This window comes from Pseudacidovorax sp. NFM-22, from assembly GCF_021401245.1.
GTDB lineage: Bacteria > Pseudomonadota > Gammaproteobacteria > Burkholderiales > Burkholderiaceae_C > Xenophilus.
Window position 1 is genome coordinate 553,937 of record NZ_JACBFY010000004.1, and the last position, 15,456, is coordinate 569,392.

General features: G+C 70.1%; 13 protein-coding genes and 6 tRNA genes. 12 read left to right on the forward strand and 7 right to left on the reverse strand.

Annotated elements, in window-relative coordinates; genetic code table 11:
- Window positions 1-44: 44 nt before the first annotated feature.
- Window positions 45-398, reverse strand: a complete 354-nt coding sequence (locus L0984_RS17460) for an ArsC family reductase (RefSeq protein WP_234194994.1) — start codon at window positions 396-398, stop codon at window positions 45-47.
- Window positions 399-561: 163 nt separating this feature from the next.
- Between L0984_RS17460 and folC the strand changes: the two genes are divergently transcribed.
- The 12 genes from folC (at window position 562) to L0984_RS17520 (ending at window position 8,276) form a co-directional block, all read left to right on the forward strand.
- The gene (gene folC / locus L0984_RS17465; RefSeq protein WP_234194995.1) at window positions 562-1,869 is read left to right on the forward strand and encodes a bifunctional tetrahydrofolate synthase/dihydrofolate synthase; all 1,308 of its coding nucleotides are present in this window, start codon (window positions 562-564) and stop codon (window positions 1,867-1,869) included.
- 70 nt (window positions 1,870-1,939) lie between these two features.
- A complete protein-coding gene (locus L0984_RS17470) occupies window positions 1,940-2,872 on the forward strand; it encodes an SPOR domain-containing protein (protein WP_234194996.1) in 933 nt (310 codons plus the stop codon).
- A gap of 12 nt (window positions 2,873-2,884) precedes the next feature.
- The gene (locus L0984_RS17475; protein ID WP_234194997.1) at window positions 2,885-3,370 is read left to right on the forward strand and encodes a CvpA family protein; all 486 of its coding nucleotides are present in this window, start codon (window positions 2,885-2,887) and stop codon (window positions 3,368-3,370) included.
- 22 nt (window positions 3,371-3,392) lie between these two features.
- Complete coding sequence (gene purF, locus L0984_RS17480; RefSeq protein WP_234194998.1) at window positions 3,393-4,913, forward strand: amidophosphoribosyltransferase; 1,521 nt, start codon at window positions 3,393-3,395, stop codon at window positions 4,911-4,913.
- Window positions 4,914-4,915: 2 nt separating this feature from the next.
- A complete protein-coding gene (locus tag L0984_RS17485) occupies window positions 4,916-6,142 on the forward strand; it encodes an O-succinylhomoserine sulfhydrylase (protein ID WP_234194999.1) in 1,227 nt (408 codons plus the stop codon).
- Complete coding sequence (gene gltX / locus L0984_RS17490; protein WP_234195000.1) at window positions 6,139-7,533, forward strand: glutamate--tRNA ligase; 1,395 nt, start codon at window positions 6,139-6,141, stop codon at window positions 7,531-7,533. Before L0984_RS17485 ends, gltX begins: the two co-directional genes overlap by 4 nt.
- Window positions 7,534-7,597: 64 nt before the next feature.
- Window positions 7,598-7,673 (forward strand) — tRNA-Ala (locus L0984_RS17495).
- Window positions 7,674-7,719: 46 nt separating this feature from the next.
- Window positions 7,720-7,795: transfer RNA gene (locus L0984_RS17500), tRNA-Glu, on the forward strand.
- Between the two features lie 47 nt (window positions 7,796-7,842).
- Window positions 7,843-7,919: transfer RNA gene (locus L0984_RS17505), tRNA-Asp, on the forward strand.
- Between the two features lie 60 nt (window positions 7,920-7,979).
- Window positions 7,980-8,055 (forward strand) — tRNA-Ala (locus L0984_RS17510).
- Between the two features lie 21 nt (window positions 8,056-8,076).
- Window positions 8,077-8,152: transfer RNA gene (locus L0984_RS17515), tRNA-Glu, on the forward strand.
- A gap of 47 nt (window positions 8,153-8,199) precedes the next feature.
- A tRNA-Asp gene (locus L0984_RS17520) sits at window positions 8,200-8,276 on the forward strand.
- Between the two features lie 84 nt (window positions 8,277-8,360).
- Here the strand turns inward: L0984_RS17520 and L0984_RS17525 are convergent.
- From L0984_RS17525 to L0984_RS17550, 6 genes are all read right to left on the reverse strand, one after another.
- A complete protein-coding gene (locus L0984_RS17525) occupies window positions 8,361-9,467 on the reverse strand; it encodes a lipocalin-like domain-containing protein (RefSeq protein ID WP_234195001.1) in 1,107 nt (368 codons plus the stop codon).
- Window positions 9,468-9,602: 135 nt separating this feature from the next.
- The gene (locus L0984_RS17530) at window positions 9,603-10,676 is read right to left on the reverse strand and encodes a PLP-dependent cysteine synthase family protein (RefSeq protein WP_234195002.1); all 1,074 of its coding nucleotides are present in this window, start codon (window positions 10,674-10,676) and stop codon (window positions 9,603-9,605) included.
- Entirely contained in the window at window positions 10,673-10,972 is a 300-nt protein-coding gene (locus tag L0984_RS17535) for a hypothetical protein (RefSeq protein ID WP_234195003.1), read from the reverse strand. Before L0984_RS17535 ends, L0984_RS17530 begins: the two co-directional genes overlap by 4 nt.
- Window positions 10,973-10,976: 4 nt before the next feature.
- On the reverse strand, window positions 10,977-11,432 hold the full coding sequence (locus tag L0984_RS17540; RefSeq protein ID WP_234195004.1) for a RidA family protein: 456 nt from the start codon (window positions 11,430-11,432) through the stop codon (window positions 10,977-10,979).
- Between the two features lie 97 nt (window positions 11,433-11,529).
- Window positions 11,530-12,597, reverse strand: coding sequence for a transglutaminase family protein (locus tag L0984_RS17545; RefSeq protein ID WP_234195005.1), 1,068 nt, complete (start codon window positions 12,595-12,597; stop codon window positions 11,530-11,532).
- Window positions 12,598-12,599: 2 nt separating this feature from the next.
- Window positions 12,600-15,341, reverse strand: a complete 2,742-nt coding sequence (locus L0984_RS17550) for a circularly permuted type 2 ATP-grasp protein (RefSeq protein WP_234195006.1) — start codon at window positions 15,339-15,341, stop codon at window positions 12,600-12,602.
- Window positions 15,342-15,456: the final 115 nt, after the last annotated feature.

Below are 15,456 nucleotides of genomic sequence, written 5' to 3' on the forward strand. Positions count from 1 at the left end.
CGCAGCCTCGATTGGACGCCACCCGTTGCGGCGGGTTCAATCCCTCAGCGGCCGATGCGGGCCTTCCAGACCTCGGCATCGAAACCAACGGTAACCGCGCCCTCCGGCCATTCGACGACCGGGCGTTTCACCAGGCTGGGGTTGGCGCGCAGGGCGGCGGCGGCCGAATCGGCGTCGACCACCGCCTGGCGCGCGCCTTCGTCCAGTTGCCGCCAGGTGGTTCCGCGGCGGTTGACCAGCGGCTCCCAGCCCACGGCCGCCAGCCAGCGGGCGAGTGCGGCCTCGGGCACGCCCTGCTTCTTGAAGTCGTGGAAGGTGTAGGCCTGACCCTGGCTGTCGAGCCAGGTCCGGGCGCGCTTGACGGTGTCGCAGTTGGGAATGCCGTAGACGTCGATCATGGGGCGCGATGATGCCTCAGGCTTCGGCTGCCCGGGGCGCACGGCGCGCGCCCCCTGCCGCGGCGCAGCGAGCGCCGTCCCGCGGCATCTCCCGCCGCTTGACCGGTCATTGGTTCGGGGCCGGGGAGCGCGTCAGAGGGCTCGGCGACAATGCCGCCCTCCTATGAAGACCCTCGCCGACTGGCTCGCCTACGCCGAGCAACTGCATGCCAAGAACATCGCCCTCGGGCTGGACCGGGTCCAGGCCGTGGCGCGGCGCATGGGCCTCGCACTGAACTGCCCCGTCATCACGGTGGCCGGCACCAACGGCAAGGGTTCCACCTGCGCCATGCTGGAGGCCATCCTGGCCCAGGCCGGCTACCGCACCGGCGTCTACACCTCGCCGCACCTGGTCCATTTCGAGGAGCGCCTGCGCATCGGCGGGCAATCGGTCGAGGGCGAGGCGCTGCTGCCGCATTTCGAGGCCGTCGAGGCGGCCCGCACGGCCGGCGGCGAAGCCGTTGCGCTGACGTATTTCGAGTTCACCACCCTCGCCATCCTGTCGTGCATGGCAGCCTCGGGCCTCGATGCCGCGATCCTCGAGGTGGGCCTGGGCGGCCGGCTGGACGCCGTCAACATCATCGATGCCGACTGCGCCGTGATCACCAGCGTGGACATCGACCACATCGAATTCCTCGGCACCGACCGTGAAAGCATCGGCGCGGAAAAAGCCGGCGTCCTGCGCACGGGACGGCCCGCGATCGTGAGCGATCCGATGCCGCCGCGCAGCGTGGTGGCCCGCGCCGAGGAACTGGGCGCCGACCTGTGGCTCTCCGGCCGCGATTTCACCGTCAGCGGCGACAAGCAGCAGTGGGCCTGGTCGGGCCGTGGGCGCCGCTATGCGGGCCTGGCCTATCCGGCGTTGCGCGGCGCCAACCAGCTGATCAATGCGGCGGGCGTGCTGGCAGCGCTGGAGGCCCTGCGCCCGCGGCTGCCGGTGTCGGCCCAGGCCATCCGCCAGGGCTTTGCCACCGTCGAGTTGCCGGGCCGCTTCCAGATCGTGCCCGGCCAGCCGGCGCTGGTGCTGGACGTCGCCCACAACCCGCATTCGGCGGCGGCCCTGGCCGAGAACCTGGACGCCATGGGCTTCTTTCCGGTCACGCATGCCGTCTTCGGCGCCATGGCAGACAAGGACCTGGCGCCCATCTTCGAACGCCTGGGGCCTCTGGTGGACCGCTGGTACTTCACGGACCTGCCCACGCCGCGCGCCGCGCGGGCCGCGGACCTGATGCGCATGTGGACGGCGCTGAACCGCCGCACGGACGCCAGTGCCTCCCTGCACGCCGACCCCATGGCGGCCCTCTCCGCGGCCACGGCGGCGGCGGACCCGGCTGATAGAATCGTTGTCTTTGGTTCTTTCTTCACCGTCGGCGGTGTTCTCGCGCACGGTGTGCCCCGGCTGACAGCCCGGCATCTGCAGCCGGGTACCTGAATTCGGTCGCTGCGGCGCTTTCGCCCTTCGTCCGCCAGACAGCCGCTCCGCTCGGGGATTCGACGTCCACATGGCTTTCTTCAAGCTTCGATCCAAAGGTTCCCCGGGCAAGGAAGGCCGCGGCAACGTCTCGGCCGCACCCGCCGAAAGCGTCGAATCGCTGCGCCGCCGCGCGCGACACCGCCTCGTCGGCGCCGCCGTGCTGGTGCTGCTCGGCGTGATCGGCTTTCCCCTCCTGTTCGACACCCAGCCGCGGCCCGTGGCCGTCGACATTCCCATCGAAATGCCGGACCGGGCCAAGGTCAAGCCGCTGGCCCAGGCCGAGGCGCCGGCGGCCGACACCTCGCGCAGCGCTTCCGGCGGCATCGCCTTGCCGCCACCTGCCAATGGTGTGATCACGGAACGCGCCGATGGCAGCGAGGTGGCGGCGGCGCCCCCTGCCGCGCCACCGGAGCCGCGCCGCGAGGCCGTTGCCAGTTCCGAACCGGCCAAGAGCGAGGCACCGCGAACGGAGCCAGCACGTGTCGAAGCCAAACCGGAGCCCAAGCCTGAACCGGCCAAGACGCCGGTGACCAAGCCCGAGGCCTCCAAGACCGAAGCCAAGACCGAGGTCGCCAAGGCCGAGCCCTCGAAGCCCGAGCCCGCCAAGCCAGCCTCGCCGGCGCCGGGCCGCGACGACGGCGCCCGCGCCCGAGCCCTGCTCGAAGGCAAGCCCCCGCAGCAGCAGGTCGTGGCGCAGGCACAGCCCGCGGCCGCAGCACCCGCCGAGGTCGCCGGACGCTTCGTGGTCCAGGTGGGCGCCTTCGCCGACGCCGCCAAGGCCCAGGAAACGCGCCAGAAGCTGGAGCGCGCCGGTCTCAAGACCTATACCCATGTGGCCAAGACGCCGCAGGGTGACCGCACCCGCGTACGGGTGGGGCCGTTCTCTTCGCGTGCCGACGCCGACAAGGCCGCCGCCCGCATCAAGGCGCTGGCCCTGCCGGCTGCCGTGCTCACACTCTGACCGCGCTGCGCCATGGCGCTCTTCGACTGGATCGCCGTGATGCTGATCGCGGTGTCGATGCTGATGGGCCTGTGGCGCGGGCTGGTCTATGAGGTGCTGTCGCTGGCGGGCTGGGTCGCCGCCTTTCTGTGCGCGCAGTGGCTGGCGGGCAGCCTGGCCGCGGTCTTGCCTTTCGGCGATCCGGAAGCACCTTGGCGCTATGGCGTGGCGTTTGCGCTCATCTTCATCGTCGTCGCCTTCGTCGGCGGCGCCATCGCCTCGATGACGCGGCGCCTGGTCACGGTGGCCGGGCTGCGTCCGGTGGACCGGTCGCTCGGCGCCCTGTTCGGTGCCGCCCGCGCAGCCGTGGCGCTGCTGGCGATCGCGGTGGTGGTTCATGTGATGGCCTGGCACGACCAGGCCTGGTGGCGCGAGTCGGCCGGCGCGCCTTTCATCGATGCGGCATTGCAGGGCCTCAAGCCCGCGCTGCCGCAGAAACTGGCCAGCTACCTTCCGTAGTTCAGGAAATCAAGGATCTCCCATGTGTGGAATCGTCGGCGTTTTCAGCAACGCGCCCGTCAACCAACTGCTCTATGACGCCATGCTGCTGCTGCAGCACCGCGGCCAGGACGCCGCCGGCATCGTGACGATGCTGGAGCGCAAGTTCTTCATGCACAAGGCCAAGGGCATGGTGCGCGACGTGTTCCGCACCCGCAACATGCGTGCGCTGCCGGGCTCCACCGGCCTGGGCCAGGTGCGCTACCCGACGGCGGGCAATGCGTACAGCGAGGAAGAGGCGCAGCCCTTCTACGTCAACGCGCCCTTCGGCATCGTGCTGGTGCACAACGGCAACCTCACCAACGCGCATGCGCTGCGGGCCGAGCTGTTTTCGACCGACCACCGCCACACCAACACCGAGAGCGATTCCGAAGTGCTGCTCAACGTGCTGGCGCACGAGATCGAGCGCGCCACGCGCGGCATCCCCCTGCACATCCAGGACATCTTCACGGCCGTCGAGGCGGTGCACCGCCGGCTGCGCGGCTCCTACGCCGTCATCTCGATGATTGCCGGCCACGGCCTGCTGGTCTTCCGCGATCCCTATGGCATCCGTCCGCTGTGCCTCGGCCGCAATGCCGACGGCGGCGTGATGGTGGCCAGCGAATCGGTGGCGCTGGAAGGCTCCGGCTTCACCTTCGAGCGCGACGTGCTGCCTGGCGAGGCCGTCTTCATCGACCTGCAAGGCCAGGTGCATGCCCGCCAGTGCGCGCCCGATGCCAGCCTGCATCCCTGCATCTTCGAGTTCGTCTACCTGGCGCGGCCCGACTCCACGCTGGACGGCATCTCGGTCTACCAGGCCCGTCTGAACCTGGGCGAGACGCTGGCGCAGCGCGTGGTCTCCACCGTGCCGCCGAGCGAGATCGACGTGATCGTGCCGATCCCCGAATCCAGCCGCCCGAGCGCCACGCAGCTCGCGCACCTGCTGGGCGTGCCGTACCGCGAAGGCTTCGTCAAGAACCGCTACGTGGGCCGCACCTTCATCATGCCGGGCCAGGCGGTGCGCAAGAAGTCGGTGCGCCAGAAGCTCAACGTGATCGCCAGCGAGTTCAAGGACCGCAACGTGCTGCTGGTGGACGACTCCATCGTGCGCGGCACCACCAGCCGCGAGATCGTGCAGATGGCCCGCGACGCGGGCGCGCGCAAGGTCTACATGGCCAGCGCCGCGCCGCCGGTGCGCTTTCCCAACGTCTACGGCATCGACATGCCGACCAAGGACGAGCTGGTGGCCCACGGCCGCACCATCGAGGAGATCCGCCAGATCATCGGCTGCGACGCCCTGATCTACCAGGACGTGGATGCCATGAAGCGCGCCGTGATGAAGGCCGCGCCCAAGACGCCCGGCGCCGTGCCGCTGGGCGGCTTCGAAGCCTCCTGCTTCGACGGCGTGTACGTCACCGGCGACATCGACACCGAGGCCATCACCCGCATGAACGGCAACCGGCCGCGCATCGAGGAGACCGACATCGATTCCTCCCGCCTGACCCTGCCCAACCACACCGAATGACCATGAGCCCGCAAGAACGCGACCTGCCGGCTGGCCTGCATCCCGAGACCGAGGCCGTGCGCCGCGCCACGGCGCGCAGCCAGTACGGCGAGAACTCCGAGGCGCTGTACCTGACGAGCGGCTACGTCCAGCCCTCGGCCGAGGCTGCCGCCCGCCGCTTTGCCGGCGACGAGGAAGGCTTCACCTACGGCCGCTACGGCAACCCCACCGTCGCCAGCTTCGAGCAGCGCCTGGCCGCGCTCGAGGGCGCCGAGGCGTGCATGTCCACCGCGTCCGGCATGTCGGCCATCCTGATGATGTGCATGGGTCTGCTCAAGGCGGGTGACCACGTCGTGTGCTCGCAGTCGATGTTCGGCTCGACCATCAAGCTGATCGGCTCGGACCTGGCCAAGTTTGGCGTCGAGTCGAGCTTCGTGCCGCAGACCGACCTCGCCGCGTGGAAGGCCGCCGTGCGGCCGGGCACCACGCGCCTGCTCTTCGCCGAGACGCCCACCAATCCGCTCACCGAGGTGTGCGACATCGCCGCGCTGTCCGAGCTGGCGCACGAGAACGGCGCGCTGATGGCCGTGGACAACTGCTTCGCCACGCCCGCGCTGCAGCGGCCCATGGCGATGGGTGCAGACATCGTCATGCACTCCGGCACCAAGTACCTCGACGGCCAGGGCCGCGTGATGGCCGGCGCGCTGTGCGCCAGCCAGAAGATGGTGACCGAGAAGTTCCTGCCCGTACTCAAGAGCGCCGGCATGACGCTCGCGCCCTTCAACGCCTGGGTGGTGCTCAAGGGTCTGGAGACGCTGGACATCCGCATGAAGGCGCAGGCCGCCAAGGCGCTGGCGCTGGCGCGCTGGCTGGAGGCGCATCCCGGCGTCGGCCGCGTGTACTACCCCGGCCTTGCGAGCCATCCGCAGCATGACCTCGCCATGGCTCAACAGTCGGGCAGCGGCGGGGCGGTGCTGTCCTTCGACGTGAAGGCCTCCGACCCTGAGCAGGCGCGCCGCCGCGCCTTCCATGTGCTGGACGCGATGCAGTGGCTGTCGCTGGCCACCAACCTGGGTGACACCAAGACCATGTGCGCGCACCCGGCCAGCACCTCGCACGGTCGCCTGACCGAGGCGCAGCGCCAGGCGGCTGGCGTGGGCCAGGGCCTGATCCGCGTGGCCGTGGGCCTCGAACACACCGACGACGTCGCCGCGGACCTCGACCGCGGCCTGAGCTCTCTTCCCGCATGACGAACGCACGCACCCGGACCCGCTTCGCCCCGTCGCCGACGGGCTTCATCCACTTGGGCAACATCCGCTCGGCGCTGTACCCGTGGGCCTTCGCGCGCTCCACCGGCGGCGACTTCATCCTGCGCATCGAGGACACCGACCTCGAGCGCTCGACCCAGGCCGCCGTCGACGTGATCATCGAAGGCATGGCTTGGCTGGGCCTGGACCATGACGAAGGTCCCTTCTATCAGATGCAGCGCATGGACCGCTACAAGGCGGTGTTGGCGGACATGCAGGCCCAGGGCCTGGTCTATCCCTGCTACATGAGCGTGGCCGAGCTCGACGCCCTGCGCGAGCGCCAGATGGCCGCCAAGGAAAAGCCGCGCTACGACGGCACCTGGCGGCCCGAGCCGGGCAAGACGCTGCCGGCAGTCCCTGAGGGCGTGCAACCGGTGCTGCGCTTCAAGAACCCCATCGGCGGCGTCGTGGCCTGGGACGACAAGGTCAAGGGCCGCATCGAGATCCGCAACGACGAACTGGACGACCTGGTCATCGCCCGGCCCGACGGCACGCCCACGTACAACTTCTGCGTGGTGGTGGATGACATCGACATGGGCATCACCCACGTCATCCGCGGCGACGACCACGTCAACAACACGCCGCGGCAGATCAACATCTTCCGCGCGCTCGGCAAGGAGCCGCCGGTCTATGCCCACCTGCCCACCGTGCTGAACGAGCAGGGCGAGAAGATGAGCAAGCGCAACGGCGCCAAGCCGGTGACGCAGTACCGCGACGAGGGCTACCTCCCTGACGCCATGGTCAACTACCTGGCCCGTCTGGGCTGGAGCCATGGCGACGACGAGATATTCAGCCGCGCGCAGTTCCTGGAATGGTTCGACCTGGACCACCTCGGCCGCAGCGCCGCCCAGTTCGACGAGGCCAAGCTGCGCTGGGTGAATGCCCAGCACCTCAAGGCCATGCCCGACGACCAGCTCGCGCCTTTGGTGGCGGCGCAACTGGCCAAGCGTGGCATCACGGCTGACGATCGCCTGCCGGCCATCTGCGGCCTGTTCAAGGACCGCTGCGACACCACCGTGGCCCTGGCCGACTGGGCCGCAGCTTTCTACGCGCCCGTCACCGCCAGCGAGGCGGACCGCGCGCAGCACATCACCGACGCTGTGCGCCCGGCGATCACTTCGCTGGCCCAGAAGTTGGCCGGAGTGGCGTCCTGGGACAAGCCTTCCATCGCCGCGGCGATCAAGGAAGTGCTGGCCCAGCACGGCCTCAAGATGCCCGCCCTGGCCATGCCGGTGCGCGTGCTGGTGATGGGCACGCCGCAGACGCCGTCGCTCGATGCCGTGCTCGCGCTTTTTTCTCCGGACACCGTGCAAGAAAGATTGCGCAACGCGTAAAAGCCTGCATATAATGCAAGGCTCGACACCTGACAGGGTCGACGTCAAAAGCGTCGGTCGAAACGGGGGTATAGCTCAGCTGGGAGAGCGCTTGCATGGCATGCAAGAGGTCATCGGTTCGATCCCGTTTACCTCCACCATCAAGGTGTCGTCGTAGAGAGTCGCAAGACTTTCGTCCAAGGTTTTGACCCTATCGTCTAGAGGCCTAGGACATCACCCTTTCACGGTGAGTACCGGGGTTCGAATCCCCGTAGGGTCGCCAAGTTCGTAGCACTTGGCTCTGTCAACAGAGCGCAAAGCTGCCTGCCAGGAGTGGTAGTTCAGTTGGTTAGAATACCGGCCTGTCACGCCGGGGGTCGCGGGTTCGAGTCCCGTCCACTCCGCCAGATTCCAGTTCGCAGGCGCAAGCCTTCGATCTCAAGGTCTCGGTGAAAGCCAAGATCAGTGGGGGTATAGCTCAGCTGGGAGAGCGCTTGCATGGCATGCAAGAGGTCATCGGTTCGATCCCGTTTACCTCCACCACTTCAAACCAGTCCAGGTTTTGACCCTATCGTCTAGAGGCCTAGGACATCACCCTTTCACGGTGAGTACCGGGGTTCGAATCCCCGTAGGGTCGCCAAGTTCGTAGCACTTGGCTCTGTCTACAGAGCGCAAAGCTGCCTGCCAGGAGTGGTAGTTCAGTTGGTTAGAATACCGGCCTGTCACGCCGGGGGTCGCGGGTTCGAGTCCCGTCCACTCCGCCAGTCATCCAAAGCCCTTGCCGTTCTGCAGCAAGGGCTTTTTCTTTGTGCGCTGCGCAAGGCTCACAGTGTGAGCCTTGCCGCCGTTCAAAGCCTCAATGCCTGCGCATACCCCGTCATCTCGAGGTAGCCGCGGCCGACGCGGCGGCCGGTGGTGTCGAGCAGGTCGCTCAGGCCCTCCCAGTAGATGGCGCCGGTCGAGGCGCGACTGTCCAGTTCCTGGTCGTCGACCAGGGCGCGCACCTCGAAGCGGCCGGCGGGCGTATGGACCTGGCACTGGACCGGGTAGCGGGCCCGCGAGAGCGGGCTGGTCCAGAACCGAAGCGTCTCGAAGCGCACGTCCTCGTCTTCGAAGGCCTGCGCCTCCCCGCCCGCCGGCCGCCACGAGCCGCCCGCCCAGAGCGCGCTGCCGTCCGCCCGGCGCAGGCGGAAGGCCGTGAGCGCGCTTCCGTCGTCCAGGTTCATGCCGATCCAGTCCCAGCCCACCGCTTCCGGGTGCAGCAGCGCCTCGCTCCATTCGTGGTCGAGCCAGGCCTGTCCCTCCACCCGCAGGGGTGCTTGTCCCTTGACGGCGATGCGACCCTGCACCGCCAGTTGCGGCTGGCTGTAGTAGTAGCTGGCTTGCGCCGCCTCGGGGCCCTTGCGCGAAAGGCCGGCCTTCCCCTGCAACAGCACGGCCTGGGTGGGTTGCAGGCGCAGGGAGAGGCCGAAATCGGCGCCCGGCGCCTCGGCGGCATAGGCGCCGCTGTCGGCATTGCGCACCAGCGACCAGTCGCGCAGCCGCACTCGCGTGTCGTCCTCGGCGGCCTCGCCGATGCCGAAGCCGGTGCGGGCGATGCGCTGGTCATGGTGCAGCTTGCCCGCCTGCAGGTCGGTCAGCGCGGCATGGGCGAACAGCAGTTGCCGTGCCGCGAACGCCGAGCGCAGCGACTGCGTGCCATCCACTCGAGAGCGGAAGAAGGTCAGTTGAAAGCCGTAGCGTGCGCCTTGCGGCGACTCGGCATGGCCCGTGGCGTACCACCATTCCGTGCGCAGTCCGGGATGGCTGCCATGGTCACGGGGAAAGTGCAGGGCGCGCGCAGGCAGCGCCCAGGACGAGGGCAGTGGCAGCAGCCCGCCAGCCAGCAGGGCCAACACGCGTCGCCGGGTGGCGGTCCGGCCGGCCAGTAGCGGACTCAAGGGCACAAAAGGCATCGGTGGATGATCGCCGATGGCGCATGCCTGTGGCAGAAGCGGGGAAGCACCGTCCTCTCACCGGAGGCGCGGGACGGCGATTGGGCGGAGACACCGGTCTGCCGAGCGCATCGGCGGTGGCCCGCTCCGAGACTCTCAGCCGTGCAGCGCCGCCTCGATGCCCCGGACAGCCTCGGCGCAGTCGCCGAACCGGCCGTCGACCCAGCGCCCGTCGTGGTAGGTCGCAAGGTAGCGCTCGCCCGAGTCGCACAGCAGCGACAGCACCGAGCCGCTGCGGCCCTGCTCGCGCATCTCGTGCGCCAGCGCCAGCATGCCGACGAAGTTGGTGCCCGTCGACGGGCCCACCTTGCGGCCCAGCAGATTCGACAGCACCCGCATGCCGGCGATGGAGGCGACGTCGGGCATCGGGATCATGCGATCCACGACGCTGGGGATGAAGCTCGGCTCCACGCGTGGACGGCCGATGCCCTCGATGCGCGAGCCGGTGCCTTCGCAGTCCCAGTCGCCCGTGGCGTGGAACTCGGCGAAGGCGGAGCCTTCGGGGTCGACCACCGCCAGCTGTGTCGCATGCCCCCGGAAGCGCACGTAGCGGCCGATGGTCGCGCTGGTACCGCCGGTGCCGGCGCCCACCACGATCCAGGCCGGCACGGGATGCCGCTCCTGCGCCATCTGCTGGAACATGCTGTCCGCGATGTTGTTGTTGCCCCGCCAGTCGGTGGCCCGTTCCGCATAGGTGAACTGGTCCATGTAGTGGCCGCCGCATTCATGGGCCAGGTCTGCCGCCTCGTCGTAGACCTCCCACGCGTGGTCCACGAAGTGGCAGCGGCCGCCGTAGAAGGCGATCTGCGCCACCTTTTCGGCCGAGGTGCTGCGCGGCATCACGGCCACGAAGGGCAGGCCGAGCAAGCGCGCGAAGTAGGCCTCGCTCACGGCCGTCGAGCCGCTGGAGGCCTCGATCACCGTGGTGCCTTCGCGCACCCAGCCGTTGACCAGCGCGTGCAGGAACAGCGAGCGCGCCAGCCGGTGCTTGAGGCTGCCGGTCGGGTGGGTGGATTCGTCCTTCAGGTACAGGTCGATGCCGGCCGCCTCGAAGGCGGGCAGCGGCAGGGGAATGAGGTGGGTGTCGGCGCTGCGCTGGTAATCGGCTTCGATGCGGCGCATCGCGTTGTTCAGCCAGGCACGCGCGCTGTCTTGCGAGAACTGACTCATTTCGCAGGCGGTTGGCAGAAGGCCTGGAAACCTTCGAGGGTGTTGGGGAAGCCCTTGTCCCGGGCCAGCTCCCAGGGACGCTCGCAGCGCTGGACGGCCTGGCACCACAGGTAGCCGGCCGACATCTTGCAGCTTTGCGGGCCCTCGGTGGCGCCGTTGCCGTCCGCGCCGACGATGCGCGGCGGCGGGGGCGCGAGAGGGATGGCGTCGACGGGCCGCGGGCCGTCCGCCGGCGCCGCACAGGCGCCGAGAAGAAGCGCGGCGGTGCCTGCCAGCGCGAGAAGGCGTACGCGCATCGGCTCAGCCCACTTCCGCGATCAGCTCGATCTCGACGCAGGCGCCCATCGGGATCTGCGCCACGCCGAAGGCGCTGCGGGCATGGGCGCCGCGTTCGCCGAAGACCGCCGCGAACAGTTCGCTGGCGCCGTTGGTCACCAGGTGCTGCTCGGTGAAGGTGGGGGCCGAGTTGACCAGGCTCATCACCTTGACGATGCGGCGCACGCGCTCCAGGTCGCCCACGGCGGCCTGCAGGGTGCCCAGCAGGTCGATGGCGATGGCGCGGGCGGCCTGCTTGCCTTCGTCGGTGCCCATGTCCAAGCCCAGCTGGCCCACCCAGGGCTTGCCGTCCTTCTTGGCGATGTGGCCGGACAGGAACACGAGGTTGCCGGTCTGCACGAAGGGCACGTAGGCGGCGGCGGGAACGGCGACGGGCGGCAGTTCGATGCCGAGTTGCTTGAGCGTGTCTTGGATGGACATGGAGGACTCCGGGATTCGGGATGGAGAAAGGAGGGTCGCGGCCGGGACGGGCGCCGTCACCGGCAGGAGCGCCCGCCGCGGGGCGGCTGGCGCAGGGTCAGCGATTGTCCGGCATGGGCGCGGACCGGCCGTCGCCGCGGTCCTCGGCGTCGGCCGGGGCAGGCGCGGTCGAGGAAGCCGCCCCGGCCGCCGTCGCGGCTGCGTCCTGTGCCAGCGCCGCCGCAAGGCCTTCGCGCCGGGCGGCCGGCAGTTCGTCGAAGGGTTGCACGGTGACGCCCACGTCCAGGACATGGCGGGCACCGCCGTGCAGCACGCCGCGCATGGGCGAGACATCGGCGAAGTCGCGGCCCACGGCCAGCACCACATAGTCCGGGCCGGGCTGGCGGCCGTTGGTGGGGTCGAAGCCGGCCCAGTCGCCCAGGCCGGAGGCCGGATGCTGCGCATCGGCGCCAGCGCCGGGCAGGTAGACCTCCACCCAGGCGTGCGAGGCGTCCGCGCCCACCAGCCGCGGCTGGCCCGGCGGCGGTTGCGTCAACAGGTAGCCGCTCACATAGCGCGCGGGCAGGCCCAGCGCACGGCAGCAGGCGATCATGATGTGGGCGAAGTCCTGGCAGACGCCGCGGCGCTGCGCCAGGGCCTGCACGGCCGGCGTGTTGATCTCGGTGCTGCCGCTGGCGTATTCGAAGTCGCGGTGGATGCGCAGCGTGAGTTCCATGGCTGCCTCGAACAGCGGCCGGCCCGGCGGAAAGCTGGCCCGCGCATAGGCGGCGAAGTCGTCGTGCGGCGGCACGTGGCGCGACGGAAAGACGAAGTCGGAGGCCGCATCGTCGTGCTGGCCCGCCCGGTAGCGGAAGCGCTCGCGCACCACGTCCCAGGGCAGCCGCGTGTCGGCCTGCGGCGAAAGCGCCGGTTGCGCCGTTCGCACGAGGCTCTCCGCGGTGACCACCAGCTGGTCGTGCGTGGACTCGAGGGCGAAGAAGGTGCGGCGGTTGCCGTAGATGTCGTCCGATTCGCTGCGGTGCACAGGCGCGGGCGAGATAGCCAGGCGATGGTCCAGCACGGCCTGGCAGCCCAGGTCGCGTGGGCGCAGGTGCGCCATGTGCTGGGCCGTCTCGACGGCGGGCGCGTAGTCGTAGCGGGTCTCGTGGGTGACGTGCAGCAGCATGGTCAGACGCCCACCGAGCGCACGGTTTCGAAGGTGAGGGTGAAGTAGCGCACGCCGATGGCGTCCGACACGTGGTAGGCCGCCGTCTCGCAGCGTGCGAGCGTCTGCATCAGCGTGCCGTAGCGGCCGTCGGGGCCGGGGTCGCACAGAAGCTCCAGCGACCAGTCGTCCGGATTGGGCAACTCGTACGACAGCGCCGTGAGCCGGTCGGGCGCGCTGCCGGCCAGCTTGGCCAGGCGCTTGCGCAGCGTGTGCGTGACCCAGGCCAGCGAGCGCGGGTTGTCGCCGTCCTGCACGAGCAGATCGACCAGCGAGGCCACGTCGCGCCGCTGCTGGTAGCGGGCATGGAAGGTGATGGTGCTGTCGAACAGGCCCACCAGCGCCTCGAATCCGCTGGCCTCGTGCACGGTGCCGTGCTCGAAGCCCGCGGCCAGCGCGCTGGCCAGGAAGGCCAGCCGCTCGATGTGACGGCCGATGGACAGCAGCCGCCAGGCGTCGTCGCGCGTCATGCGGTCGGTCTGGGCACCGGTGATGGCGGCGAGTGCGGCGCTCGTGGCCTCCAGCGTGCGCAGCGTGGCGCCCACGGCATAGCGGCCTTCGCCGCTCTCGCCGGCCTGTTCCTGGAAGCGGCGCACGAGGTCGGCCTCGGCGCGCACGATGTGGTTCCAGTGCTCCTGCGACAGGCGCTCGCGCACCGCCTGCGCCGCCTCGCGCAGGCAGCGCAGGTTGAAGCCCACGCTGCGGCCGTTCTGCGCCTGGCCGAGTTCGGCGATCAGCGCGCGCTCGAACAGGCGCCGGCTGTGCGCGGCGCGGGCGCCTTCGTGCTGGCGCGCCAGGCCGGGCACCTCGCGCGGCACCAGGGCGTTGCGCAGCGCCATCTCGTGCAGCCAGGCCACGAGCGGGCGGGAGAACTGGTCCTCGCCGCTCAGGTTCTCGAGCGTGAGCCGGGCCAGGCGCAGCGTGTTCTCGGCCCGCTCGGTGTAGCGGCCCAGCCAGTACATGTTCTCGGCCGCGCGGCTGGTGACGGGCGCGCGGTGGCGCTGCAGCGAAGCCGGCGTGCTCTGCGGCGCCAGGCGGGTGCTGCGGTCCACCTCGCCCTCGGTCTGCACCCACACGTCGGCGCTGCTGCCGCCGCGTTGCATCGAGGCGATCTGCGCATCCTGCCCGGCCAGACGGGCCAGGCCGCCGGGCAGCACGCGCCAGCTCTGGGGGCCGTCGTTGACGGCAAAGACGCGCAGCATCACCGCCTTGGGCGCGATGCGGCCGGGGCCCAGGTCCTGCGCCCAGGTGGGCATCTGCGAGAGCGGGAGGTAGCTCTGCACCGTGTGCGCATCGCTCTGACGGATGATGCGGCCGGCCCATTCGTCCAGCGCGCGCTGGTCGAGCTGGGTGCCGAGCACGGCCTCGAAGCTGGGATGGATGGTCGAGCCCGGATAGGTGGGCTTGACCGCGCATTCGGCCAGGCGGGGCAGGGCGGCTTCCATGGCGGCCCGCTCGCCGCACCACCAGGTGGGCAGGGCCGGCAGGGCCAGTTCCTCGCCCAGCAGGCGCCGCGACAGCGCCGGCAGAAAGCCCAGCAGCGCGGGCGATTCGAGGAAGGCCGAGCCCGGCATGTTGGCGATCAGCAGATTGCCGGCGCGGATCACCTGCAGCAGTCCGGGCACGCCCAGGGTGGAGTCGGGCCGCAGCTCCAGCGGATCGAGGAAGGGATCGTCCAGCCGCTTGATGAGGCCGTGCACCGGGCGCAGGCCCTGCAGCGTCTTGAGATACAGGCGCTCGTCGCGCACGGTGAGGTCGTTGCCCTCCACCAGCGTCACGCCCAGGTAGCGCGCGAGGTAGGCGTGCTCGAAGTAGGTTTCGTTGTACGGGCCGGGCGTCAGCAGGGCGATGTGCGGCGGCGAGCCGGCCGGGCACATGCGCTGCAGGCCGTCCATCATGGCCGTGTAGGTGGCGGCCAGGCGCTGCACCTGCAGCGACTCGAAGGCCTGCGGAAACTGCCGCGACACGGCCAGCCGGTTCTCCAGCAGGTAGCCCAGGCCCGAGGGCGCCTGGGTGCGCTGGGAGACGACCCACCAATTGCCGTCCGGCCCGCGCGCCAGGTCGAAGGCGGCGATGCGCAGCCAGGTGTCGCCGGGCGGCTTCACGCCGTGCATCTGGCGCAGGTAGCCGGGATGGCCGCGCACCAGGGCGGCGGGCAGCAGGCCTTCCTGCAGCAGGGCCTGCAGGCCGTACACGTCGGCCATCACGCGGTCGAGGATGCGCACGCGTTGCAGCACGCCGGTCTCGATCTGCGCCCAGCTGCCGGGCGGCACGATCAGCGGGAAGAGGTCCAGCGACCAGGGGCGCTGCGGCCCGTCGGTGTCCGCATAGACGTTGTAGGTGACGCCGTTGTCGCGGATCTGGCGTTCCAGGCTCAGGGCCCGGCGCGGCAGGTCGGCGAAGCCTTCGGGGCCCAGTTCCTCGAAGAACTGCGTCCAGGCCGGCGTCAGCGGGCCGGCGGCTTCGTCCGGGGGCGTGGGCGCTTCGTCGGCCTCATCGGCGACGGGCTCGGCGGTGGCCAGGGCGAGTGTGGGGGCGGCCGTCGGGGCCGGGCCGGCCGGCGGCACGGCCGGCCGCTGCGGGCTCGTACGGCCACGCAGTTCGTCGAAGTGGCCCGGCTCCGCCGCGGGCGCCAAGGCGGCCGCGAAGGCGGCTGGTGTTTCCAGCCCCTGGGCGTCGAAGAGAGAGTCGTTCAGCGGATCCACAGCCGGCGGATTGTCACATCGGATTCACAGAGGACCGGCGGGTGGCCGAAGGCGGCCCGCTGACCGTGATCGATTGCACGACGGCCCGGCATGGCGCGGGGCCGCGGCGCACGCC